The following is a 22,019-nucleotide window of genomic DNA, read 5'->3' as shown; positions in this document are numbered from 1 at the left end:
CTATTTCCCGCGAGCAGCTCTGCGCTGCAGCAATGCAGCCACGGCACCCTCGACCTCCTTCCTATCGGCGAAGACGGCAGATAATTTCTCCGCCAATTCTGCAAGCAGCACTCGGACGATCCTTGCCGTTTCGAGGCACTGTTCGTCGGACTTATCATGCAAATGGTCGCTCAATGCATCATGCAAGAGAAGCAGAGGGCTGTGACCGTTTATGTATAGGCTTTCTGGAATACCGTGCTTAACTGCCTCTACGGCCTGCGTGAAGCGTGTTTCGCGCTTTGCCGCTTCTAAGTCTTCGATAACCTTAGGGGACGCATTAAGCGCCCTCGATGCCTTGATGATTTCCTCGATAAGGCGGACCTTTATGGATTCGACAACTCGCCTGTAGTAGGCAAAAGCAGCAATCCCAAGACCATCTCGCTCAGAACGATATCCCTTGTCGAGAAGATCCACTTCTGACCCAGCGAGTTTACGAAGCTTCGGGGGCATAGGACTGCCAAATCGAGGGCTTTCCCCAATCTTCATTATCACGGCCGCCGGTTCATCCAGCCGTCCAACAGTCAGTCCAAAGGTTTTCTCAGACCCTTTGCAGTTTCGACATTTATAGTGCGCAAAGACGTCCGATACTTCTTCGACTAAAACCACCTCATCTTCCACGGGGTCAAAGAATCGGGTCCCATTGCATGTGTCCGCTGAGCAATGCAACTGAATTGCCGGCAAGTCCAAAACGCGCTTTATAAAGCTTGAGCCCTGAATTCTCCGTTTACTCCACGCGTCGGGAATTTCCCTTACTTGCAATGGCGCAACGCCGGACAAATACTCTGCAAATTCCAGCCCTGGAAACTTTTGTTGATCGTCTGCCATGCCTTTTACCTTGGACCTTTTTAATTACTTACTTTTTAGCTTTTTGAGATAATCGCCCCAGGCTTGCATCATCTGACGGCGCTTAGGCACATACTGAGCGTGGTTATACGCTGCCCGCACCTTGTTGCGCTCTGCATGAGCCAGCTGGCGCTCAATCACGTCAGGCCGGAACCCTAGCTCGTTCAGCGCGGTCGATGCCACCCCACGAAAGCCGTGCCCGGTCATCCGCGAGTGGTACCCCATTCGGTACAGCGCGTACAGCATCGTGTTGTTGCTGATGTGGCCAGTCTTGCCCCGTGGGCTGTAGAAGAGGTAGTCGCGGTGCCCCGTGATCGCGCGCAGCTCAGCCAAGACGGCCTGGGCCTGTGTGGACAGCGGCACGATGTGCGGGTCGCGCATCTTCATTCGGTCAGCAGGGATGCGCCACTCGGCCTTGGCCTCGTCGATCTCGGCCCAACGGGCCTGGATCATTTCGGTGGTGCGCACGAACGTCAGCGTCATGAACTGCAGCGCCAGGCGGGTCACGGCGTCGCCCTCATAGGCATCGATGTCGCGCAGCAGCTGCGGCAGCTCGATGGGTGACACGCGCGCCTGGTGCTGGACCGGATCCGACTTCAGCGCCGCGGCGCTGTCGATGTCGGCGGCTGGGTTGCGATCGCACAGGCCGTAGATGATCCCGTACTGGAAGACGGCTCGCATGCGCTGCAGAATGCGCTTTGTCGTATCGCGCACGCCCCGGGCCTCGACCTTCCTAAGCAGGTCCAGCACGGCCGGCGCCCTGATGTCTGCGATCGGCGTGCCGCCCAGCGTCGGAAAGACGTCATTCTCCAGCGACGCCAACACCTTGCCAGCGTAGACCTCGTTCCAGCCGCCCTTCTGGGTAGCGTGCCAGTCTCGGGCCACTGCCTCGAACGAATTGCCCGCGGCGATGCGCGCGGCGCGGCGCTCTTCCTGCTTCACGGCGCCCGGGTCGCGCCCGTCCGCCACGATGGCGCGGGCGGCCTCACGCTGCGACCTGGCCTGCGCCAGGGTGACGCCAGGATAGGCACCGAAGCCGAGACGGCTTTCGCTGCCGGACGGCCTCACGTACTTGAAGCGCCACAGCTTTCGGCCATCCGGCATTACCTCGATATACAGGCCGCCGCCGTCGAAAACCTTGTAGGCTTTCTCACGCGGCTTGGCATTGCGGATTTTGGTATCGGTTAATGGCTCGACCGTGCGGGGCATCGCGTTAGGGGCACCGAAAATAGGGGCATTCGAAGATGCCCCTAAGGATGCCCCAAAAAGTGACGGATGCCAACGGTCTTAGACGAACGCAGGCGAACGCCGATTCGGCGCAAAGCGTTGATTTACTTGGGAGAGGAGGACTTTGGCGAACTGCCGCGAACTATTCTGTGGTCCCGCCGACAGGAATCGAACCTGTATCTAGCGCTTAGGAGGCGCTCGTTCTATCCATTGAACTACGGCGAGGGACAGGACTGCCAGGAGCGGAAGCCGCGGGCGCGGTGATCCTGGAGACGGGCGGGAGTATATCAAAATCCGCACGCCCACGGCCCGGCGCCGCCGCGGTGGTGGGTGTTGACCGACACCGGCGTGCCAGGGTGTCGGCGCGCAGCCAACGCGGCGGCGCCGGCTGCAAGTGGCGGCTGGTCCCCCGCCCTGCCCGGAACCCGCGCCAGGCCCCGGATCAGGGCCTGGGCCGTTCCGCTACCCGTCAGTGGCACGCCGCTTGCTCAACCACCCATACCGCCCCCGGCGCATCGGCGCCTTCCACCGGAGACCGCATATGGCCACCCTCTCGATCAATGACCTTGCCGGCTGCCGCGAACTGGCTCCCGCCGCCATGGCGCGCGTACGCGGCGCGGGTGGACAGTGGGTGTTCGGCTGGATCCGCCCGTTCGTGGCGTCGTCGCCGGCGCCGCTCGGCACGGTGATCAACTTTTACGAGATCAACTACAGCTTCTATGCTGATCAGATAAACAACCAGTTCCAGAACATCGATATCCGCAACAACGCACCAAACGCCAACATCAATGTCCGGGGCGACCAGGGTGCCAGGAACGACGGCAGGCTGGTCTGATCCGGCCGAACCCCGGGCGCCGGCAGGCGCTGGCGTGGAGCGTTGCGGATCGCAGCGGAGGCCAGATTGGGTTTCGACTCGCATTTCCGGTGGACCTCGGCGGCGTGCACGGACGTCGGGCGCGTGCGCGAGCGCAATGAGGACGCTTGCCTGGATTTGCCCGGGCAGGAACTGTGGGCCGTGGCCGACGGCATGGGCGGCCATGCGGTGGGGGATTTCGCCAGCCAGGCGGTGGTAAGGGCCCTGACAGCGCTGCCGCCGCAAGCGCGGCTGGAAGACCGCATCGACGCCGCGCGCGCGGCGTTGCAGGGGGTGAACCTGGCGCTGGTCGACGAAGCCGCGCGCCTGGGCGTGCGCTGCATCGGCAGCACGGTGGTGGTCCTGCTGGCCGGCGACAGCCGCTGTGCCTGCCTGTGGGCAGGGGACAGCCGCCTGTACCGGCTGCGCGGCGGCCAGCTGGCGCGTCTGACGCGCGACCACAACCAGGTCGAGCGCCTGCTCGCGCGCGGCCTGATCACGCCGGAGCAGGCGCGCCACCATCCCGCGCAGAACACCATCACGCGCGCCGTCGGCGCGGCGCCGACGCTGGCGCCGGAGCAGCTGCTGACCGACGTGGCCGACGGCGACGTCTACCTGCTGTGCAGCGACGGCCTGAGCAACGAGGTCGACGACGACGAGATTGCCGCGGTGCTGGCGCAGCAGGACGTGGCGCAGGCCGCGCTGACGCTGGTGCACAAGGCGCTCGATGCGGGCGGGCGCGACAACATCTCGGTGGTGGTGCTGCGCGCCGCCGACCCTTGCGGATCGGACCGCACCCTGGTCAACCCCGAGCTCGACGCCTGAAGCCCGCCGCGCCCTAGCCCTTGCCGGCCTCGGCCTGCCGGCTGGCGCGGAAGTCCTTCGAGTGGATGCCGTGCTTCTTCAGCAGCATCTGCAGGTGCGAGCGGTTCATGTCGAAGCGCCGCGCCAGTTCGGCAACCGTGCCGCCCACCTCCTGCAGTCCGCGCTCGAGGAAGGCGCGCTCGGCCTCGTCGCTGGCCGCGCGCTTGGCTTCGCTCAGCGAGGTCGCCATGGCGAGGTCCGCGCCGGACGCACCGGCGCCTACCACCGCCAGCGCCGCGGGCTTCGGGCGGATGTCCTGCGGCAGGTGCGGCAGGTCGGCGGTATCGCCGGCCAGGCAGCTCAGCCGGTACAGCAGGTTGCGCAGTTCGCGGATATTGCCGGGGTAGTCGTAGTGCAGCAGGAAGTCGCGCAGCCGCGGCGTCAGCCTGACCGGCGCGCGCCGGAGCATGCCGGCGGCCTCGTCGCTGAAGTACGACACCAGCAGCGGGATCTCGTCGCGCCGCTCGCGCAGCGCCGGCAGGCTGACGTGGATCACGCTCAGGCGATAGAACAGATCCTCGCGGAAGGTGCCGGCCTGGCTCATCCGGCGCAGGTCCTTGTTGGTCGCGGCGACGATGCGCGCATCGACCGAGATGATCTCGTCCGAGCCGACCCGCTGGATCTCGTGCGCCTCGAGCACGCGCAGCAGCTTGACCTGCCCGGTCAGCGGCAGTTCGCCGATCTCGTCCAGGAAGATGGTGCCGGTATGCGCGCTCTCGAACTTGCCGCGCCGGTCGTTGCTGGCGCCGGTGAAGGCGCCCTTCTTGTGCCCGAACAACTCGGATTCGAGCAGGCTATCCGGAATGGCACCGCAGTTGACCGAGATAAACGGCTTGTCGGTGCGCGCGCCGTTGGCGTGGATCACCTTGGCCATCAGCTCCTTGCCGGTGCCGCTTTCGCCGTCGATCAGCACCGGCAGGTCGGTCGGCGCGGCCTTCTCGGCGATTTCCAGCGCCTCGAGCAGCCGCGGGTTGTCGCCGAAGGTCCCCTCGAAGATAAAGCTGCGCTCCATCAGCGCCTGGCGGCGCTCGCGCGGCAGGCGCTCGACCTCCGGCTGCGGCGGCGCGTCCCCGGCCGTGGCTCCGGCCGCGGTTTCGGCAGACGATGCCGCCTGCACGAAGCGCTCCTTGTGCGACAGGCCCATCACCTCGTCGCGCAGCGTGGTGGCCTGCTTGAGCAGCTTCTCGATCTCGGGCCGGTCAAGCTTCGACGCCCAGCGCAGCGTCGAGCGCAGGATCTCGATCTTCTCGATCAGCCCGGCGAACGACACCGGCGAAGTCACCGAGACGGGGGTGGCACCCTGGTTGTATAGCTTCATGCTGCGCTCAGTTGCTTCTGCACCAGTTGGAAATACATGCCCTTGCGCTCCAGCAGTTCCTCGTGCCGGCCCTGCTCGACGATGGCGCCTTCATACAGCACCAGGATCTTGTCGGCCTGCATGATGGTGCTGAGCCGGTGCGCGATGATGACCGCGGTGCGCCCGCGCAGGATTTCCTGCATATTGGCCAGGATGTTGCTCTCGGACTGCGTGTCCAGCGCCGAGGTAGCTTCGTCGAACACCAGCAGGCGCGGGTCGTGGTACAGCGCGCGCGCAATGCACAGCCGCTGGATCTGCCCGCCAGACAGGCCGATGCCGCGTTCGCCGACGACTTGCTCGTAGCCCAGCGGCAGCTTGCTGATAAAGGCATGCGCGTCGGCCATGCGCGCGACTTCCTCGATGCGGCGCCGCTCCGGGCTGTCGTCGCCGCAGGCGATGTTCTCGGCGATGGTGCCGGAGAACAGCAGGTTGGACTGCATCACGTAGCCCACCTGGGCGCGGTAGAACGCCGCGTCGATCACGTTCAGGTCGTAGCCGTCGACCGTCATCGAACCCTCGGTGGGCTTGTAGAAGCCGACCAGCAGCTTGGCCAGCGTGGTCTTGCCCGAGCCGCTGCGGCCGACGATGGCCACCATCTCGCCGGGCCGGATGGTGAAGCTGATGTTCTCCAGCACATAAGGCGTGTCTTCGCCGCCGTAGCGGAAGTACAGGTCCTTCATCACGATCTCGCCCTGCAGGTCGGGCAGCATCACGCGCGACAGCACGTCCTGCGGCTTCTGCTCCGGCTCCAGGTCGAGCACGTCGCCCAGCCGCTCCATCGCCACGCCGGCATCGTTGAGCTGGCCCCACAGCGCCACCAGTCCCATCAGCGGCGCCAGCACGCTGCCCATGAAGGCGTTGAAGGCCATCAGCTGGCCGATGGTCAGCTCGCGCTCCAGCACCAGCGTCGCGCCCACCCACAGCACCGCGATGGTGGTGGCGGCGTTGAGCAGCTGGCTCGCCAGCCCCACCAGGATATGGAACTGCTGCGCCTTGTACTGCGACTCCAGCGCCTTGGTGTACTTGCGCTCCCAGCGCAGCCGCACCGGGCGCTCGATGCCCATGCCCTTGACGGTCTCGGCGCCGCCCAGCGTCTCCATCAGGTAGGCCTTGGCATCGGTCGCGGTCGCGAAGACGTCGCGCGCATAGGTCTTGACGCGCGGCGTCACCACCACCGTCAGCGCGGCGATCGGGATCACGAAGGCGATCAGCAGCAGCGTCAGCTTGACGTTGTAGAGAAACATGATGGTGAAGTAGATAAACACCATCAGCAGATTCAGCGCCGTGGTCACCGTCGATTCGGTCAGGAAGGCGCGGATAGTCTGGTTCTCCTGGAAGCGCGCGAAGATATCGCCGGTCTTGCGCTTGGCGAAGAACGACAGCGGCAGCGACAGCGTGTGCCTGAAGAAGTGCGACATCATGGCGAAATCCATGTTGCGCACCATGAAGTTGGCCAGGTACGCGCGGATTGTCGACATCAGCTGCGAGAACACGCTGGAGATGATCAGCCCCGCGATCAGCAGGTGCAGCAGCCCGACGTTCTGGTGCACCACCACGCCGTCCAGGATGTTCTGGATGATCAGCGGCGGCACCACCCCCAGCATCTGGATCACGAAGGTCGCCAGGAACAGGTGCGCCAGGATTTTCTTGTAGGGTGCCAGGTAGCCGATGAAGCGCAGCCACGGCGAGCGCTGCACCGACAGCTGCGTCATGCTCTCGCCCGGCGCGAACAGCAGGCAGGTGCCGCTCCAGCCGCGCTCGAACTCCTCGGCGCTCATCTTGCGGAAGCCGATGGCCGGGTCGGCCACCCAGACCCAGCGCGCGGAGATGCCGTACACCACCACGTAGTGGTAGCCCTCCCAATGGACGATGAACGGCAGCTCGAAGCCCATCAGCGAATCGCGCGTGCATTGCACCCCGCGCGTGGTGAAGCCCAGCGATTCCCCCGCCCGCGCCAGGCTGTCGAGGGTGGCGCCCTGCGTGGTGACGTTGGCCAGTTCGCGCAGCTTGCCCAGCGTCATCGGGATGCCGTAGTGCCGGCAGATCATCGCCAGGCAAGCCGCGCCGCAATCCATTTCCTCGGCCTGCTCCACCAGCGCGAAGCGGCGAATCAGCTTCTCGCCCAGCTCCGGCTTCGAGGCCAGGTCAAGCAGTACCGGGCGCTTGCGCCGTTCGGCCAGCTTCTTTTGCCGATGCAGCTCGCGGTCCAGCACCCGGATGCGCTCCTCGAGCACCTCGCGCAGGCGCGGATTGCGCTCGAGGATCAGCTGTACGGTTTTCTCGGGAATCACCAGCAGGCGCACGTCGGTCTCGGCAATGGCCGACGCGAGCTGCTCCTGCCGCATCACGCAGGCGCGCTCGCCGAAGATATCGCCCTGGCCCAGCGTCGCCAGCGGAAACTCGCTGCCCTCTTCGCTGCGCACGATGCGCACCGTGCCCTGGCGCACCACGTACAGGCGCCGGTCCTCGCGTCCGTCCTGCTTCAGGATTTCCCGGCCGGCCGCCACGCGCTTCACGCCGACGCTGCGCACCGCGTCTTCCAGTTCCTGCTTGTCGAGCTTGCCGCGCAGGTCGAACAGCCGCGCGACAAAGCCGCCGGCCGAACTGATCGCGACATAGCTGGTGATGAAGGCCAGCGCCGCGGGGTTGCCCGCCACCACAGGCTCGCTGACGGTGCGCGGAATCATCAGCAACTCGGTCTTGCCCGAGGCGCGCACCGACGACTCGTGCCGGTACTCGCGCAGCAGCGCGAGATCGGCAAAGACCTCGCCGGTCTTGCGCACCCCCATGCTGATTTCCTTGCCGTGCTCCTCGTTGAACACGCGCACCGAGCCGGACTTGACGATAAACAGGCCCGGCGCGGTTTCGCCGGCATTGCAGACGGTGTCGCCAAAGCCAAAGCTCAGCACCTGCGCGGCGTCGGCCAGGCGTGCCAGTTCTTCCGGCGTCAGCACCGACAGGATCTCGACCGACGCCAGGAAAGCGGCCAGCGCCGGGCCCGCCTCCGGCTGCGGCGCGGCGGTGGCGGCGCCGGCCGGTCCGGCCTCGCTAGCGGGCTTCGATGACATGTTCCTGCGCCCTGGCCATCAGCCAGTCCTCGCGCAGCAGGCGGCGCACCTCGACCGCCACCTCGCTGTCGAGCGTGGCCGGGTGCTTGGCGCGCACCAGGAAGACCTCGAAGAACGAGCGGTCGGCGGCCGGGAACGGCCCCAGCAGGTCGCCCGGCTCGGCGTTGAAGACCTTGGCCTCGATCTCGGTCTTGAGCGAGCCGCGCAGCACCTTGCCGATCTCGCCGCCGCGCTCGCGCGTGTCGGCAATGGAGTGCTCGCGCGCCATCTCGGCAAAGGCGTCGGGGTCGTCCTGCAGGTACGAGATCAACTCCCTGGCCTTGCCCTCGCTGTCGACCACGATATGGCTGACCTCGATGCTGTCGAAGCGCGGCGAGTTCAGCGCGAAGTATTCCTGCACCGCCGCGTCGCTGCACACCTGCGCCATCATCCGCTCCTGATAGAGGCTGTCGGTAATGAAGGCCTCGAACTCGTCCAGGCTGACATTGAGCGCATCCAGGTAGTGGTTCATGTCGGCGGCGCGATGCAGGCCCTGCACGCGGCGGAACTGGTCGGCGCGTTCCTGGATCTCTTCGGGCGTGACCACCAGCCCCTGCCGCCTGGCGGCGTGCACGGTCAGCTTGTCGCGCACGATCTGCTCGACCAGTCCTTCGAACTGCCCGGTCAGCTTGAGCAGGCGCACGAATTCCTCGACCCCGAGCACCTCGTCGTCGATACGCACGATGCCAGTCATTTTTCCGACTCCTTTGGCGGCCTGGCGCGGCGGCGCGCCAAGGCTGTCCAGATGCTGTTCCAGTGTGCGACCGCGGCGCTAGCCCGCCACCTCGCGGAAGGGATCGAGCCCGAGGTCGATCAGGCGCCGTTCGCGCACCACGATCTCCGCCGTGGCGGTCATGCCATAGCGCAGCGGGTACTTGTTGTCGGCCACGGTGTAATAGTCGCGCGCCAGGCGCACGCGGCCCTCGTAGACCGGCTGCTTGTCAGGCCCGCCCGGCTTGGTCGCGGGCGAGATGAACTCGAGCGTGCCATCGATGATCCCGTAGCGCTGGTACGGGAACGCATTGAACTTGAGCTTGACCGGCAGCCCTTCGCGCAGGAAGGCGCGGTCGCGCTCGGCAATCACGATCTTCACCACCGGGCGCGCATCCTTCGGCGCGATGCCGCCCAGCGGCGTATTGGCCTGTATCTTGTCGCCGCGCTGGGTCGAGGTGACGTCGGTGATCACGCCGGACACCGGCGCCAGGATCAGCAGGAAGTTGTCCTTGTCGATGTTCTCGAAGCGGATGCGCGCGGCGGCGTCCGCCACCAGGCGGGCGGTCTGCACCTGCAGGCGCAGCTTGTCCTCGGTATTGGCGATCTCGCGCAGCGCCGCGTCATATTGCACGCGCAACCCCGCGAGGTCCTGGCCGCTGCTTTCCAGCTCGGAGCTGGCCTGGGTCAGCTCGCGGCCCAGGCGCGCCTCCAGTTCGCCCAGCCGCGACTGCGCCACGCGCAGGTTGTTCTCCGCGTCCTGCGCCGCGGCACGCTTGGCGTCGACCTGCGATTGCGAAACCCCGCCGCCGCCGGGCAGCGCCAGCAGGCGCGCATAGCGGTCCTGCTCCTGGCGCGCGAACTCGCGCGCGCGCCGCGCGTTGTCCAGGTTGCTGCGCGCCTCCTGCAACTGGGCGCGCTGCTGCTCGGCCAGCCGCGTGGTGCCTTCGGCGATGCGGGTCTCGTGCTGGCGCGTGGCCACGTCAATCTGCTGCTTGAGCGCCGCCGCGCGGCGTTCCATCAGCGCCTTCTTGTCGGGGAACTGCTTCCACTCGCGTTCGGAGTCTTCCAGCTTGAGCTGCGCCTCCAGCGCGTTGGCGGCGGCCTCGATCGCGCCGCGCGCATTCAGGCGCGCCAGCACATCGTCCTTGGAAACGGGCTGCCCTTCCGCCACGTAAAGGTCGGCCAGCTCGCCGTCCACCGGCGCATAGAAGCGCCGCACCTCGGACTCCGGCGCCAGCGTACCCTGCGCGGTGACGATGACATCGGCGTGGCCGACGAACGACCAGACCAGCCCGCACAACACCAGGGCGAAGGTGGTGACGATGGTCAGCAGGCCGAGGCGCGACGGCTCGGCGCTGAGCAGGCCGATGCCTTCGGCGCTGTGGTCTTCCAGCGCCTCGGACAGTGGCTTGAGGCCGGCGTGGCGGGCATCGTCCTTCATGGCTTCCCCACTGCCGCCGGTGGCGGGACCGCGGCCGCCGCGGCGGATTCCGGCGCCTTGCCGGTGTCTTCACCGCCGATCAGCTCGAGCTTGGCCTTGAGCACGGCTGGATCGAGCACCGTGCCCAGTTCGCGCAGCGCGTGCCGCTGCTGCTCCGCCTCGGCGCGGATCTCCAGCTCGACCTTGGCCAGTTGCGCCAGGTCGGCGCTTTCGCCGGCACGCAGTTGTGTGAAGATGCGCATGCCCTGGCGCGCGTCGTCCTGCGCCTGCGACAGCAGCCGCGCCTGCGCGCGGAACTTCGGCGAGATGCCGGGCTCGAGCCGCTGCTCGCCGCCGATCACGCCGTTGGCGCGATACTGCTTCCACGCCGCGAGCGCGCTCGCCATCAGCTCGCGCGCGCGCCGCAGGGCACTGTCGCGCACGCCGTTGACATCCGCCTCGACCGCCTTGGCGAAGTAGCCGTCCTCCTCCGCCTCGAGCATGGCGTAGAAGTCCAGCAGGCGGTCCTCGTAGCCACGGCCGCCGCGCGCGGACTGCAACGCGGCGTACTGCGCCGCGACCTTCTGCTTGTGCGCGAGGTCGCGCGCGAGGTCGTCGGCCCACGGCCCGCCACGGATCTGCCCGAGCGCGGCCAGCGCGGCGCCGCTGTCGCCGCGTTGCCACGCCCGGGCTGCGTTCGCATACGCGCGCGCCACCTCGGGCGGCGGCAGCCGCGCGGCCAGGCTGGCCAGCTGCGCCTGGAACGGCGGCGTGGCGAAACGGCTGTCGGCCAGCCGGGCCACCAGTTGCCCCGGCCGGCGCGCGCGCAACGCCTGCAGCAGGCCGGTGTAGCGATCCAGGTCCGACTGCAGCCGCTCCAGGCCGGCCAGGCGCGGATACTTGTCGCGGTATTCGGCAAGCACCGGCTGCAACGCCTCCGGCCGATCGCGGCCCAGTTCGGCAGCGATGCTGGCATTGAGCCGGTCGATCGCCGCCAGATAGACCGAGGCGTCGTTCTGCAGCCGGCGCACATCGCTGAGCGCATCGGCATACAGGTCGCGGAACGCCGGCACGTCGGCCGCGATGCGCCCGAGCGCGCGCTGGTGCGCGGCGGTGTCCTGGTTCCAGTACGCCAGCAGCTGGCGCATCGGCGTTTCGTCGGTGTAGAGCCGGATCGGCGCATCGGCGCCGCGCGGCGCGGTGAAGCGCTCGAGCCTGCCGATCCAGTCGAGCTCGGCCACCAGCGGCCGCGCCTCGGCGTTGTGCGTGCTGAGCTGGCGCAGGCGCGCCAGCACGGCATCGGCGCCGGCCATGTCGCCGGCCTTCAGCCTGGCGGCAAAATCGGGCACGTAGGCACGCAACAGGGCTTCGGTGCCGATGGCCTGGACCTCGACGTCGTCGGGATGTCGCGCCAGGTAGCTGTCGGCCGCTTGCGCCGCGCCGGCGTGGTCGCCGGCGACAAAGCGCGACTGCACCGCGCGCTCCGGCGCGCCACGCCAGTAGAGCGCAGCGCCCGCCACCAGCACGAGCAGCAGCAAGGCCACGCCCCAGCGCGCCGCGCGCCGCGTGCGCGCCGGCTGGTCCAGTCCGAACTGCCGGGCCCCTTCCGCCAGCAGCAGCGCGGCACGGCCGCGCGGGCGCCGCGCGCCGTCGCCGGCGGCGGTGGCTGCCGCGGCCTGGGCTTCGGCTTCGCTGTTGACCTCGTCCTCCTGGTGGGCGGCGTAGTCGACGCAGAAGATGTCGAGGAAGGAATCGGGCGCGCCGACAAAGGTGGTGCGGTCGCCGTCGTCGCGGGCGGGCGGCGTGGCAATGGTGGCAGCCACGGCGGCAGACGATGCGGGCGTGCCGGGCGTGTCAGGCGTGTCTGGAGGCTGCAGCAGCGAACGCGTCGCCGTGGCATCGCCGGCGCCGTCGTACCGCACCTGCGCCTGGTAGACAAAGTGGTTGCCGCCAAACGCGATCAGGTCGCCATCGTCGAGCGGCACACCGTGGTCAGCCAGGCGCTTGCCGTTGACGAAGGTGCCATTGGTGCTGCCAAGGTCCTCGACGAAGGGAATGCCGCCCTTGAGGTAGATATGCGCATGGCGCCGCGACAGGTAGTTGACCTGGTGCGGATAGCTGTCGCGAAAGCGCGCGAAGGCCTCGTCGCCCTTGCTGATCAGGTATGGGAACTGCTCCACGTGCAGCGGCTGCAGCCCGACGTCATGGCGTTCCGGCACCAGCGTCAGCGCCACGCGCGGCGGCTCGGGCTGCGGCGCGCGCGGCGACAGCCGCACCCGGAACGTCAGCATCGGCCCGAACGCGACTTCATCGCCATCGCCGAGCCGCGCCGGCTGGCGCGCCACGGCCACGCCGTTCACGCGCGTGCCGTTCTTGCTGCCGAGGTCCGCCACATAGACCTCGCCATGCTCGGCAAAGATGCGCGCATGGCGCCGTGACAGCGGTGCGGCCAGTGCTTCCGGGTAGGTGGCGAACGGCAGCTCGCTGCGGCCGACCGCGAACAGCGCTTCGTCGATGCGGATTTCGCCGAGCTCGGGGCGCGCCACGGGCGTGAGGAATACGTCGAATTCCTGCGCCACATCTTGCGCCGCATGCTGCGCGAGGTCCCGTGCGGATCCCTGGGCCATTTTCACCGGCATTTCCATGATCAGTGCTTCGTCAGGAGCCATGTTTCCAGCGAGCCAACAGCGCGGCTGCCGCGGCGGCAGGCCAGGGGGGATGAAGCGACTAAGAACATAGTAGGCGACGGCCTAGGCTAGTCAATCGGCCGCGGCACGCGTGGTTGGCGTGGCAGCGGCATCGGGGCAAGGCCGGCGGCCGGCGCGCGCGCCGGGGTTGCGCAACGCGTTGCTTGCGCCGGCATCACCTTCGCGCGGGGGCGGCATCGCGGGCACCACTTACTGCGGCGGATTCAGGGCGGTGTTGCGCACATCGGCCTCGGGCCAGCCGCCGCCCAGCGCCTTGTAGAGCGTGATGGTGTCGCCCAGGATTTGTTGGTGGACCGCCAACAACTGCAGCTGCGCGGCCAGCAGCGAGCGCTCGGTCTCGAACACTTCGAGCTGCGAGACCACGCCTTCCTTCAGCTGCGCCTCGATCTGCGCGGATACCACGCGCAGCTGTTCCACCTGCTGCTGCAGTTCGATGCGCTGCTTCTTGTGGGCGTCGACGTTGACCAGCGCGGTCTCGACTTCCTCGAACGCGGTCATCACGGTGCGGCCATATTCGTTTTCCGCCACGCCCACCTGCGCCTCTGTGGTCTTCACCCGCGCCCGCACGCCCGGGTCGAGCATCGGCAGGTTGATGCTCGGCATGAAGCCGAAGGTGAAGGACTTCAGCAGGTCGCTCAACGCGAAGCTGGCGGTGCCGCCGCGCGCGGTCAGGCTGATGCTGGGCAGCTGCGCCAGGCGCGCCTGGCCGACGATGTTGTAGGCGGCCAGCACGCGATACTCCGCCGCCACCACGTCCGGGCGCCGCGCCAGCAGCTGCGACGGCAGCCCCGCCGGCACCGGGGGCGGCTGCACGCGCTCCTGCAGCCGCCCTGCCGGCACCTTGAGATTGCCGGCGGGCACGCCCACCAGCGTCGCCAGCGCGTTCTCCGCCACATCGCGCGAACGGCGCAGCTCGAGCAGATCCTTGTTCAACCGGTTGATTTCGGCTTGCTGCTGCATCACGCGGATTTTCGGCACCAGCCCGTTCTGGTACATGGCCTGGTAGGTCGACAGGATCTGCCCGTTCCTGGCCACGGTGCGCGACTGCTGCTCGATCTGCTCGTCGAACTGCAGGATCTGGAAGTAAGTGGTCGAGACATTGGCCACCAGCGTCAGGTAGCCGGCGCGCCAGTCCGCCTCGGTGGCGCGGAACTCGGCGGTCTGCGCCTGCACGCCCTTCTCGACCTTGCCCCAGATATCGATGTCCCAGTTCAGCTGGGCCCCGGCGTTATAGGTCCAGGTGGACTTCTGCCCGGTGCTCTTGTCGAAGCTTGCGCCGGCGCCGACGTCGATCACCGGCAGCCCGCCGGCGCGGGCCTCGCCGATCTGCGCGTTGGCCACGCGGATGCGCGCCGCCAGCACCTTGATATCGAAGTTGCCGGCCAGCGCGCGTTCGATCAGCTGGTTCAGGTACGGGTCCTTGAAGCCCTGCCACCAGTTGGGCTGCACCGCTTCGGACGGCGATACCGTGATCGAGTCCTGGCGCGACCATTCGGCCTTGGCCGGCGTTTCCGGGCGCTGGTACACCGGCGGGCGGAAATCGGCGCAACCCGCCAGCAGCGCCAGGCCCGCCAGCGCGGCAAGCCAGGCTCCACGGCGCGGCGCGCGGATCACCGCCAGTACGGACGGAGCAAGGGAGAATGCGGGCACGATGTGTTCCTGCGTGCGACGGCGGCGGTCGGCAAGGGCTGTACCGGTTCGCCGGTACAGCGGGGCCGCCGCGTCTGTCTGTATTGTGGTGCGCGCGGGCGCGCGCTCCAACCCCGATCGGCACGGGGTCGGCAAAAGCGCCGCGGGGATGCCCCCGCGGCGCTGCGCCATCTCAACCATCCTCTCAACGATAGATATTGTTGCTGGCGTTCTGGTTGGTATCCACATGCGAACGGACATGGTCGAGGAAGGCCGAGCCGTTGCCGTTCAGGTTGGTCACGGACTGCATCTGCGCGATTTCCTGCACGGCGGTGATGCTCTTGTCGATCGACAGGTTCAGCGGCTGGAACACGGCCACGAACGGCATCAGCGCGCGGCCGCCGCGCACGGCGTGCATGCCCTTGCGGTCCAGGGTTTCGGCGGTGGTCAGGTCGGTGAGGGTCAGCTTGGTCATGATGGTCTCCGGTAGAGGAAGGTGTTGCCTTGGGCTTGGGGTTCGAGCATCGGGTTGGTGTCGCGCTCGGGAGGGACAAATGCAGGGACCGTGCCAGCGCGCCCGCGATGCCGCGCCAGATGGCGGAAGTGCCTGTAAACACGGGGGTTTTTCGTTCTCGGCGCATGGCCCGGCAGGACTGCGCCACGATTGACGCGCGGGCCTGGTGGCGGGAGGCCGCCAACAGATGGGAGGATGCGTGTTGGAAGCGGGCCAACAACCTGGCCCGATTCCGCGCCAGGTCGCCAGCCTGCCTGCTGCGGCCTACTTTACGTAGATCGTGATGCGCTTGGAATATACCGGCGGGTTGGTCGGTATGTGCTTGTCATCGCCCATCAGCAGCTGCAGCGTGTGCTTGCCCGGCGCCAGCTCGATCATGGTCTCGGTCTCGCCAGCGCCAAAATGCAGGTGATTGCGGTCGTTGGGAATCTCCTTGTCCATCGGCGGCAGCTCCACGTCGATCAGCAGGTGATGGTGGCCGGTATTGGGAAACTTCACGTCCTTGGGCGCCACCCCCATGTTGCGCAGCCCGAACCACACCTTGAACGGCTTGCCGGCGGGCAGGGTCTGCCCGTCATTGGGCCAGCCGATGTACAGATAGGCATTGGGCGGCGCAGCCGTGGGGCCGCCCTGCACCCACGCGGACAGCAACAGGCTGACGGCGAAGACAGCCGCGGCAAGTAGTCGGGACATGGCGCTCTCCCCTGTTTGTTGATCGGCTCCGCCGGCGCGTGCTGCGTCGCTATTTCACCGTGATGGTGATCTTCTTCGAATAGATCGGCGGCTCGAACGGAACGTGCTTGGCGTCGCCCATCAGCAATTGCAGCGTGTGCTTGCCGGGCGGCAGTTCGATGCGCGCATCGGTCTCGCCCGCGCCGAAGTGCAGGTGGTTCTTGTCCGACGGGATTTCCTTGTCGAGCGGTGGCAGCTCGGTATCGATCAGCAGGTGATGGTGCCCGCAGCGTGGCGATTCGACGCCCTTGGGGCATACGCCCATATTGCGCAGGCCCATGCGCACCCAGAACTTGCCGCCGCCGATGACAGCGCCGTCGTGCGGCCAGATGATATAAGCCTCGGCATTGGGCGGGGCTGCCGTCGGCAACGACAGCGACGGCGCGACGGCCAGCGTGGTGGCCGCCAGCAGGCGGAGCAGGAATCGTCTGGACATGCGCGTCGCCTCCCCGAGATCTATCCCGAAACCCGATCACGTTGTCCCGAAAGCCCCTTGTTGTTGCTTGTTGGTCAGCGCTCGGCGATTCGTCATTCAGGTTAGAACGCAAGCGCGGAAAAGGCGACCCCGGCGTGCGGCGCGGGCCCGGCAATGCTCCGCCGCATCCACACGCGCTGTGCTATCTTGAAGCAAGCCGGTCGACGTCCTGGCCACACCCCAAGGTGCCCAGCGCATGCCGGCGGCTACGGCATGCAATGGAATCGCGGCGGCTCCAGCGAGGTGTGAAGATGTGGCGCAACCTACCAGTGGTACGCGTGGCTGCGATGATCCCGATGGCCGTCACGGCAGGGCTGCTCGCCACGGCAATGCCCGCGGCCGGCGAACCGGCGCAAGCCCGGACACTGCTCGCCGGCATCATGCCGAAGAACACCGACGAGCAGTATGAGCTGAGCTTCTGGGAATCGATCAAGAACAGCAACTACGCCGCCGACTACGAGGCCTACCTGAAGCAGTACCCCAACGGCCGCTTCGCGGGACTGGCCAGGGCGCGGCTCGAGCGCCTGGCGGGCAGCGCCCCCGCGCCCAAGGCGCAGGCGCCCGCGCCGCAGCCACGCGCCGGCGCCACGGCCGGCGGACAGGCCTCGCGATCCCCGGCGCCAGCCACGGCTTCGGCACCCCCGGCCAAGGCTGCACCGGCCGCGCCCGCGGCCGCGCGTCCTTCAGCGCCCGCACCGGCGCCACCGGCCACGGCGCCGCGCGCCGGCACGGCGGGCGACGGCGTGGTCAGTACCACGCTGCGCACTGCGGAGATCCGCGATTGCCCGGCCTGCCCGGCGCTGGTCACGGTGCCGGCGGGCAGCTTCACCATGGGCAGCAACGCCAGCGACCCGGCCGAAAAGCCGCCGCATCAGGTCGCCATCGGCCAGCCCTTTGCCATCGGCCGCTATGAAGTCACGGTCGAGCAATGGAACGCCTGTGCCGACGCCGGCGGCTGCCAGCGCATTCCCACCCTCGCCGACAGCGCGAAGAACGCACCGGTCCGCGACGTCAGCTGGGACGACGCGCAGCAGTACGTGGCGTGGCTCAGCAAGACCACCGGCAAGAGCTACCGCCTGCCCACCGAGGCGGAATGGGAATACGCGGCGCGCGGCGGCAGTGCCAGCACTTACTGGTGGGGCGACCAGATGCGCAAGGGCAATGCCAACTGCAAGGACTGCGGCGATCCGTGGAGCCAGGATGCGCCGGCCCCGGTGGGCTCGTTCGCGGCCAACCCCTACGGCCTGCATGACGTCAACGGCAGCGTGTGGGAATGGGTCGCCGATTGCTGGCACAGCTCGTACAAGGGCGCGCCCACCGACGGGCGCGCATGGAACGAGAACGCCTGCGGGGCGCGTGTCATCCGCGGCGGCTCGTGGCGCGAAGGCGCCAGCTACATGGTGTCGTCGACGCGCTTCAAGTACAGCCCGAGCGTGCGGCAATCGCAGAACGGCTTTCGCGTGGCACGCGACATGAAATAGGAAGCCGCTGCGGCGTGAAGCGCAAGCCCGCGCACCGTGGCCAGCGCCGTCAGCGTGCGCGCGTGGAAATCTGCACCAGGTCCGCGCTGATGCGGTCGCGGCCATACGTGCGCGCCATCTGCGCCAGCGGCTTTTCCAGCGCCCGCAGATACTCCTGGCGCGACTCCACCTCGGCACGGCGCGACGCGAACAGCGGCGCCGGCGTGGTCAGCATCACCACCAGTTCGTTGCCGAAGGGCGCTGAGACGATCCAGTCGCCGCTGTCGCCGATGGTGGCGTGATGCGCCGGCGGCGCCTGGTGGGCCGGAATGCGCTGGCTTGGCACCATATGCGCCACCTTGCCGTCCGCTGCAAAGTAGTCGACATAGACATAGGAATCCTGCGCCGGCGTGCGCAGGTCGAGCACCATGGGCGCGCCCTCGGTCAATTGCGTGCCCTTGCCGCGCAACTGCAGCGACGACGCGGTCTCGCCCTGGCGGTTGCCCGACCAGTACGGCGCGATCATCCTGGCCACCTCGCATTTGTCGGCGGCCAGCGGCTGGGCGTCGACCACCACCTCGCGCAGCGCCTTGGCCCCCGGCAAGCCGCTGAGCTGTTCGCGCAGGCGCGCGGCACCCACGCTTTCCGCCAGGTAGCCGCGCACGTGCAGGGTCTGGTCCTGCCGCGCGCCGGCAAGCAGCGAGCACGGCACCGCGGCCAGCAGCTTGCCGACCTCGGCCATCGACAACTCCGCCGCGGCGGCTGGCGCGGGTGCTGGCGGCGCCGGCACGGGCGCGGCGGGCGGCTCCGCGGCCGGCGCGGCAGCGCTGAGCGGCGCGGTCGCGCCGGCATCCGCGGCCGGGGCTTCGGCTGGCCGCTGCGACTGCCAGGCGTAGTAGCCGAGTGCCGCCACGCCGGCCAACGCGGTCAGCACGCCCGCGCCCACCAACGGCGCGGAGCGGCGCGCCGGCCCGCTGCTGGCGGCCGGCGCCGCGCTCATGCCCTGCAGGAAGCGCGCGACCGTCGGCGTGCGCGTCTCGCGGTCGAGCGAAAGCGCTTCGCGCAGGGTCTTCCATTGCGTGCGGCCCAATTGCGGCAGCTGCGCCGGCTTGAGCCCGGCTTCGCGCGCCTGGTTGGCCGAGAGCCGCTGGTAGGGATGCTTGCCGCTCAGCAGCTCGTAGGTCACGCAGGCCAGCGCGTAGATATCGTCGCGGGGGTCGGGCTCGCGATGCTCGAACATCTCCGGGCTGGCATAGGCCGGCGTCATGCCGCCCAGCGAACCGGGATCGAATACGGTGCGGTCGGATTCGTCGGCCGGCGGCAGGAAGCCGCGCGCGATGCCGAAGTCGATCACCTTGACCTCGCCGTTGCCCGTCAGGAAGACGTTGGCGGGCTTGAAGTCGCAGTGCACGAAGCCGCGCTCGTGCGCATACGCCAGCGCATTGCCCATGCCCTGGATGATGGGCATGGCGCGCGCCATCGGCATGCCGGCAAAGCCCGGGGCCTTGAGCACATGGTTGAGCGACGAGCCCGACAGGTACTCCATGGTAAGGAAGACCACCGGCCCGTCGCGGTCGAAGTCATAGACGGTGACGATGTTCCGGTGCGCCAGCGTCTGCGCCTTGCGCGCCTCGCGCTGCAGCGCCATCAGCGACTTGGGATGGCCGCTGAATTGCAGGTTCAGCACCTTGATGGCGATGTACGGCCGGCGGTCCGAGGCTTCCAGCTTGCGCAGGTCGAGCGCCTTGTAGACCGTGCCCATGCCGCCCACGCCCAGGCATTCCTCCAGCACGAAGCGACCGTTGAGCGTATCGCCCACGCCCTTGGTGGCCGGCGTCTGCGGCAGCGTGCCGGGTTCGGGCGAGGCCGCATACATCGAGCCGGTTTCCGTGCCGGCCAGGCGCGTGGCATCGCCGGCGCCATCGTATTGGGTGGCGCCGCGGCGCTCGATGCGCCGCATGACTTCGGCATAGACCGCGGGCGGAAACGGAAAGCGCGTGTTTTCCTCGATCACCACCCGCGCCGCCTGGCTCGGCGTGGTGGGGTCTTGCGCCAGGGCCGTTTCGAATGACGCGACGAACTCGTCGTCGGAGAGACCACCGTTCTGGAACTTGCGGATCAGGTCTTTGAGACTGGCCACGGGATGCCCCGACATGGTTGCTGGCAGGGCCTGTCCCGCCCTGCGGAGATGCCCCCTCCTCGCTGGATACTAGTGCGCACCCAAGGCATGCGCAAACCATGCGAGGACGGCATGCGACCGCACCGCGGCGCGCTTTGCATGCGCCATGGCCGCCCGCGCGCGGCACTGTCGCGGCGGCACCAACACCGGCGCCGCCAGTGTTGGCCGCGGCCCGTCACACCGGGGCGCCGGCAGCACCGCGCGGGCGCTGCCGCCGGGTCGACATCGGCATTGAATTCCCCTTGTTTTCAGGCACTTGCGCGCGCGCAGCGCAAGTTCCCATGGCCCTGGCACAGTCCCTGCGATTGTCCCTCCCGAGCGCGACACCAACCCGATGCTCGAACCCCAAACCCAAGGCAACACCTTCCTCTACTGGAGACCATCATGACCACGCTGACCATCAAGGACCTGTCCTCCGCCGCAACCCTCGACAGCAAGCGCATGCACGCCGTGCGCGGCGGCATCGCCTACATGCCCTTCGCCGCCGTCTACAGCCCGGTAAAGCTGTCGCTCGACAAGAGCATCACCGCCGTGCAGGAGATCGCGCAGATGCAGTCCGTCACCAACCTGAACGGCAACGGCTCGGCCTTCCTGGACCACGTCAAGTCCGACGTGCGCACCAACCAGAACGCCACCAACAACATCTTCGGCTGAGCTTCGCGCCCGGCCCACCGAACCCAGACACTGACTACCGATACCGGAGACCATCATGACCACGCTGACCATCCAGGACCTGTCCGCCGCCGCAACCCTCGACAGCAAGCGCATGCACGCCGTACGCGGCGGCACGTCTTACCTGCCCTTCGCCGCCGTCTACATGCCGATCAAGGCGTCGGTCGACAAGAGCATCAGCGCCGTGCAGAGCATCGCGCAGATGCAGTCCGTCACCAACCTGAACGGCAACGGCTCGGCCTTCCTGGACCACGTCAAGTCCGACGTGCACACCAACCAGAACGCCACCAACAACATCTTCGGCTGAAAGCCGATGCGCAGCGCGCGCGGAGCCTGCCTGAGCGCAGCAATCTCCGCGCCTGCCGCCCCACACCGATTCAAAGGAGCACCATCATGTCAACCATCCTCGTCCGCGACCTTGCCCTGAGCAAGGAACTCGATCGTGCCTCGCTGGGCGCCGTACGCGGCGGCAGCTCGTGGCTCAGCCGCGGTGTCGGCGATGTCGGCCCGCTCGCCAATGTCACCGTCAACGTCAACCAGAACATCGCGCAGCTGCAAAGCATCAACGTCAACACGCTCAACAACAGCTTTGTCGGCCCCGGCGTCGGTCCGGTGCGCGTCAACGTCAACCCGTCGCAATGGGCCGGCAACTTTGCCGCCGTCTGAGCGCAGCGCGGTGCGGCCCCGCGGGCAGGAGCGCGGGACCGCCTCGCCTATACTGAAGCGGTCCCGCGGCCGCAGGGCCGGGGTCCCGCTTGACCGGAGACAGCCATGGCAGTGATCGTCATCAAGGATTTGCCCGACAGCATGGATCTCGACCGGCAGGCCATGATCACCATCCTCGGCGGCGGGCGCACGGCCGGCGGCCAGGCGTGGCATGGCTTGCGGCGCCCGGGCGCCGTGCGCATCGTCGACTACCCCGGTGGCTTGCCCGGCAATCGCCATGCGATGCCGCGCGAGGCACCGCTCGGCCGGCTCCCGCGCAAGTCCGCGGGCAACGCTGCCGAGGACTGAAGCGACCCGCCGGCCCAAATGAAAAGCCCGCCATCTCTGGCGGGCTTTGGATGCGGACGGGCCCGGACCGCCTGGGTCACGCGGTCAGCAGTTCGGTCATTCTGTATCCATGCAGGCTTCCCATGATTCCGCCCATGACGCGGACGCCCATCCGGACCACCCGGAGAGTCGCAGGAAGACTGGCGCGTGGAGTCAATGACCGCAGTGCTTGC

Annotated in this window: 19 protein-coding genes and 1 tRNA gene; 7 read left to right on the top strand and 13 right to left on the bottom strand. The window is 67.8% G+C overall.

Going from position 1 to position 22,019, the window contains the following annotated elements:
- The 3 genes from GA0116996_RS27910 to GA0116996_RS03055 all read right to left on the bottom strand — a co-directional run bounded on the left by GA0116996_RS27910 (nucleotide 1) and on the right by GA0116996_RS03055 (nucleotide 2,334).
- Complete coding sequence (locus GA0116996_RS27910) at nucleotides 1-864, bottom strand: hypothetical protein (protein ID WP_141693707.1); 864 nt, start codon at nucleotides 862-864, stop codon at nucleotides 1-3.
- A 24-nt stretch (nucleotides 865-888) separates the two neighbouring features.
- Complete coding sequence (locus GA0116996_RS03060; protein ID WP_092307160.1) at nucleotides 889-2,091, bottom strand: tyrosine-type recombinase/integrase; 1,203 nt, start codon at nucleotides 2,089-2,091, stop codon at nucleotides 889-891.
- Nucleotides 2,092-2,259: 168 nt separating this feature from the next.
- Nucleotides 2,260-2,334, bottom strand: a tRNA-Arg gene (locus tag GA0116996_RS03055).
- Between the two features lie 316 nt (nucleotides 2,335-2,650).
- Between GA0116996_RS03055 and GA0116996_RS03050 the strand changes: the two genes are divergently transcribed.
- Nucleotides 2,651-2,944 (top strand): hypothetical protein, encoded by a 294-nt coding sequence (locus GA0116996_RS03050; RefSeq protein WP_092307158.1) that lies wholly within the window; start codon nucleotides 2,651-2,653, stop codon nucleotides 2,942-2,944.
- Between the two features lie 66 nt (nucleotides 2,945-3,010).
- Complete coding sequence (locus tag GA0116996_RS03045; protein WP_092307156.1) at nucleotides 3,011-3,787, top strand: PP2C family protein-serine/threonine phosphatase; 777 nt, start codon at nucleotides 3,011-3,013, stop codon at nucleotides 3,785-3,787.
- A 13-nt stretch (nucleotides 3,788-3,800) separates the two neighbouring features.
- Here GA0116996_RS03045 and GA0116996_RS03040 read toward each other — a convergent pair whose 3' ends face one another.
- The 9 genes from GA0116996_RS03040 to GA0116996_RS03000 form a co-directional block, all read right to left on the bottom strand.
- Nucleotides 3,801-5,144, bottom strand: a complete 1,344-nt coding sequence (locus GA0116996_RS03040; RefSeq protein ID WP_092307154.1) for a sigma-54 interaction domain-containing protein — start codon at nucleotides 5,142-5,144, stop codon at nucleotides 3,801-3,803.
- Complete coding sequence (locus GA0116996_RS03035) at nucleotides 5,141-8,251, bottom strand: peptidase domain-containing ABC transporter (protein WP_092307152.1); 3,111 nt, start codon at nucleotides 8,249-8,251, stop codon at nucleotides 5,141-5,143. The genes GA0116996_RS03040 and GA0116996_RS03035 overlap by 4 nt, the downstream gene beginning before the upstream one ends.
- Nucleotides 8,232-8,984, bottom strand: coding sequence for a peptidylprolyl isomerase (locus tag GA0116996_RS03030; protein ID WP_018005338.1), 753 nt, complete (start codon nucleotides 8,982-8,984; stop codon nucleotides 8,232-8,234). Before GA0116996_RS03030 ends, GA0116996_RS03035 begins: the two co-directional genes overlap by 20 nt.
- 78 nt (nucleotides 8,985-9,062) lie before the next feature.
- Complete coding sequence (locus tag GA0116996_RS03025; protein ID WP_092307150.1) at nucleotides 9,063-10,445, bottom strand: beta-barrel domain-containing protein; 1,383 nt, start codon at nucleotides 10,443-10,445, stop codon at nucleotides 9,063-9,065.
- Nucleotides 10,442-13,093 carry an FHA domain-containing protein gene (locus tag GA0116996_RS03020; protein ID WP_092307148.1) on the bottom strand — a complete coding sequence of 884 codons (2,652 nt, stop codon included), beginning with the start codon at nucleotides 13,091-13,093 and terminating at the stop codon, nucleotides 10,442-10,444. The genes GA0116996_RS03025 and GA0116996_RS03020 overlap by 4 nt, the downstream gene beginning before the upstream one ends.
- 228 nt (nucleotides 13,094-13,321) lie before the next feature.
- Nucleotides 13,322-14,782: an efflux transporter outer membrane subunit gene (locus GA0116996_RS03015; RefSeq protein WP_092307146.1), complete on the bottom strand. Its 1,461-nt coding sequence runs from the start codon at nucleotides 14,780-14,782 to the stop codon at nucleotides 13,322-13,324.
- Between the two features lie 184 nt (nucleotides 14,783-14,966).
- Nucleotides 14,967-15,236, bottom strand: a complete 270-nt coding sequence (locus tag GA0116996_RS03010; RefSeq protein WP_092307144.1) for a hypothetical protein — start codon at nucleotides 15,234-15,236, stop codon at nucleotides 14,967-14,969.
- A gap of 303 nt (nucleotides 15,237-15,539) precedes the next feature.
- Nucleotides 15,540-15,968 (bottom strand): DUF4399 domain-containing protein, encoded by a 429-nt coding sequence (locus tag GA0116996_RS03005; RefSeq protein WP_092307142.1) that lies wholly within the window; start codon nucleotides 15,966-15,968, stop codon nucleotides 15,540-15,542.
- A gap of 49 nt (nucleotides 15,969-16,017) precedes the next feature.
- On the bottom strand, nucleotides 16,018-16,443 hold the full coding sequence (locus GA0116996_RS03000) for a DUF4399 domain-containing protein (protein WP_092307141.1): 426 nt from the start codon (nucleotides 16,441-16,443) through the stop codon (nucleotides 16,018-16,020).
- A 257-nt stretch (nucleotides 16,444-16,700) separates the two neighbouring features.
- Between GA0116996_RS03000 and GA0116996_RS02995 the strand changes: the two genes are divergently transcribed.
- Nucleotides 16,701-17,963, top strand: coding sequence for a formylglycine-generating enzyme family protein (locus tag GA0116996_RS02995; RefSeq protein ID WP_425248307.1), 1,263 nt, complete (start codon nucleotides 16,701-16,703; stop codon nucleotides 17,961-17,963).
- A 49-nt stretch (nucleotides 17,964-18,012) separates the two neighbouring features.
- Here the strand turns inward: GA0116996_RS02995 and GA0116996_RS02990 are convergent, their stop codons facing one another.
- Entirely contained in the window at nucleotides 18,013-20,097 is a 2,085-nt protein-coding gene (locus GA0116996_RS02990) for a serine/threonine protein kinase (protein WP_092307137.1), read from the bottom strand.
- A 408-nt stretch (nucleotides 20,098-20,505) separates the two neighbouring features.
- Here GA0116996_RS02990 and GA0116996_RS02985 point away from each other — a divergent pair, with 408 nt between their 5' ends.
- The 4 genes from GA0116996_RS02985 (at nucleotide 20,506) to GA0116996_RS02970 (ending at nucleotide 21,807) form a co-directional block, all read left to right on the top strand.
- A complete protein-coding gene (locus tag GA0116996_RS02985) occupies nucleotides 20,506-20,775 on the top strand; it encodes a hypothetical protein (protein ID WP_092307135.1) in 270 nt (89 codons plus the stop codon).
- Between the two features lie 55 nt (nucleotides 20,776-20,830).
- Nucleotides 20,831-21,100: a hypothetical protein gene (locus tag GA0116996_RS02980; protein ID WP_092307134.1), complete on the top strand. Its 270-nt coding sequence runs from the start codon at nucleotides 20,831-20,833 to the stop codon at nucleotides 21,098-21,100.
- 86 nt (nucleotides 21,101-21,186) lie between these two features.
- Nucleotides 21,187-21,459, top strand: a complete 273-nt coding sequence (locus GA0116996_RS02975) for a hypothetical protein (RefSeq protein WP_062801221.1) — start codon at nucleotides 21,187-21,189, stop codon at nucleotides 21,457-21,459.
- 105 nt (nucleotides 21,460-21,564) lie between these two features.
- A complete protein-coding gene (locus tag GA0116996_RS02970; RefSeq protein ID WP_092307132.1) occupies nucleotides 21,565-21,807 on the top strand; it encodes a hypothetical protein in 243 nt (80 codons plus the stop codon).
- Nucleotides 21,808-22,019: the final 212 nt, after the last annotated feature.

The sequence above is a fragment of the Cupriavidus alkaliphilus genome (genome assembly GCF_900094595.1).
Taxonomy (GTDB): domain Bacteria; phylum Pseudomonadota; class Gammaproteobacteria; order Burkholderiales; family Burkholderiaceae; genus Cupriavidus; species Cupriavidus alkaliphilus.
This window is presented reverse-complemented; position numbering and strand designations above follow the sequence as displayed.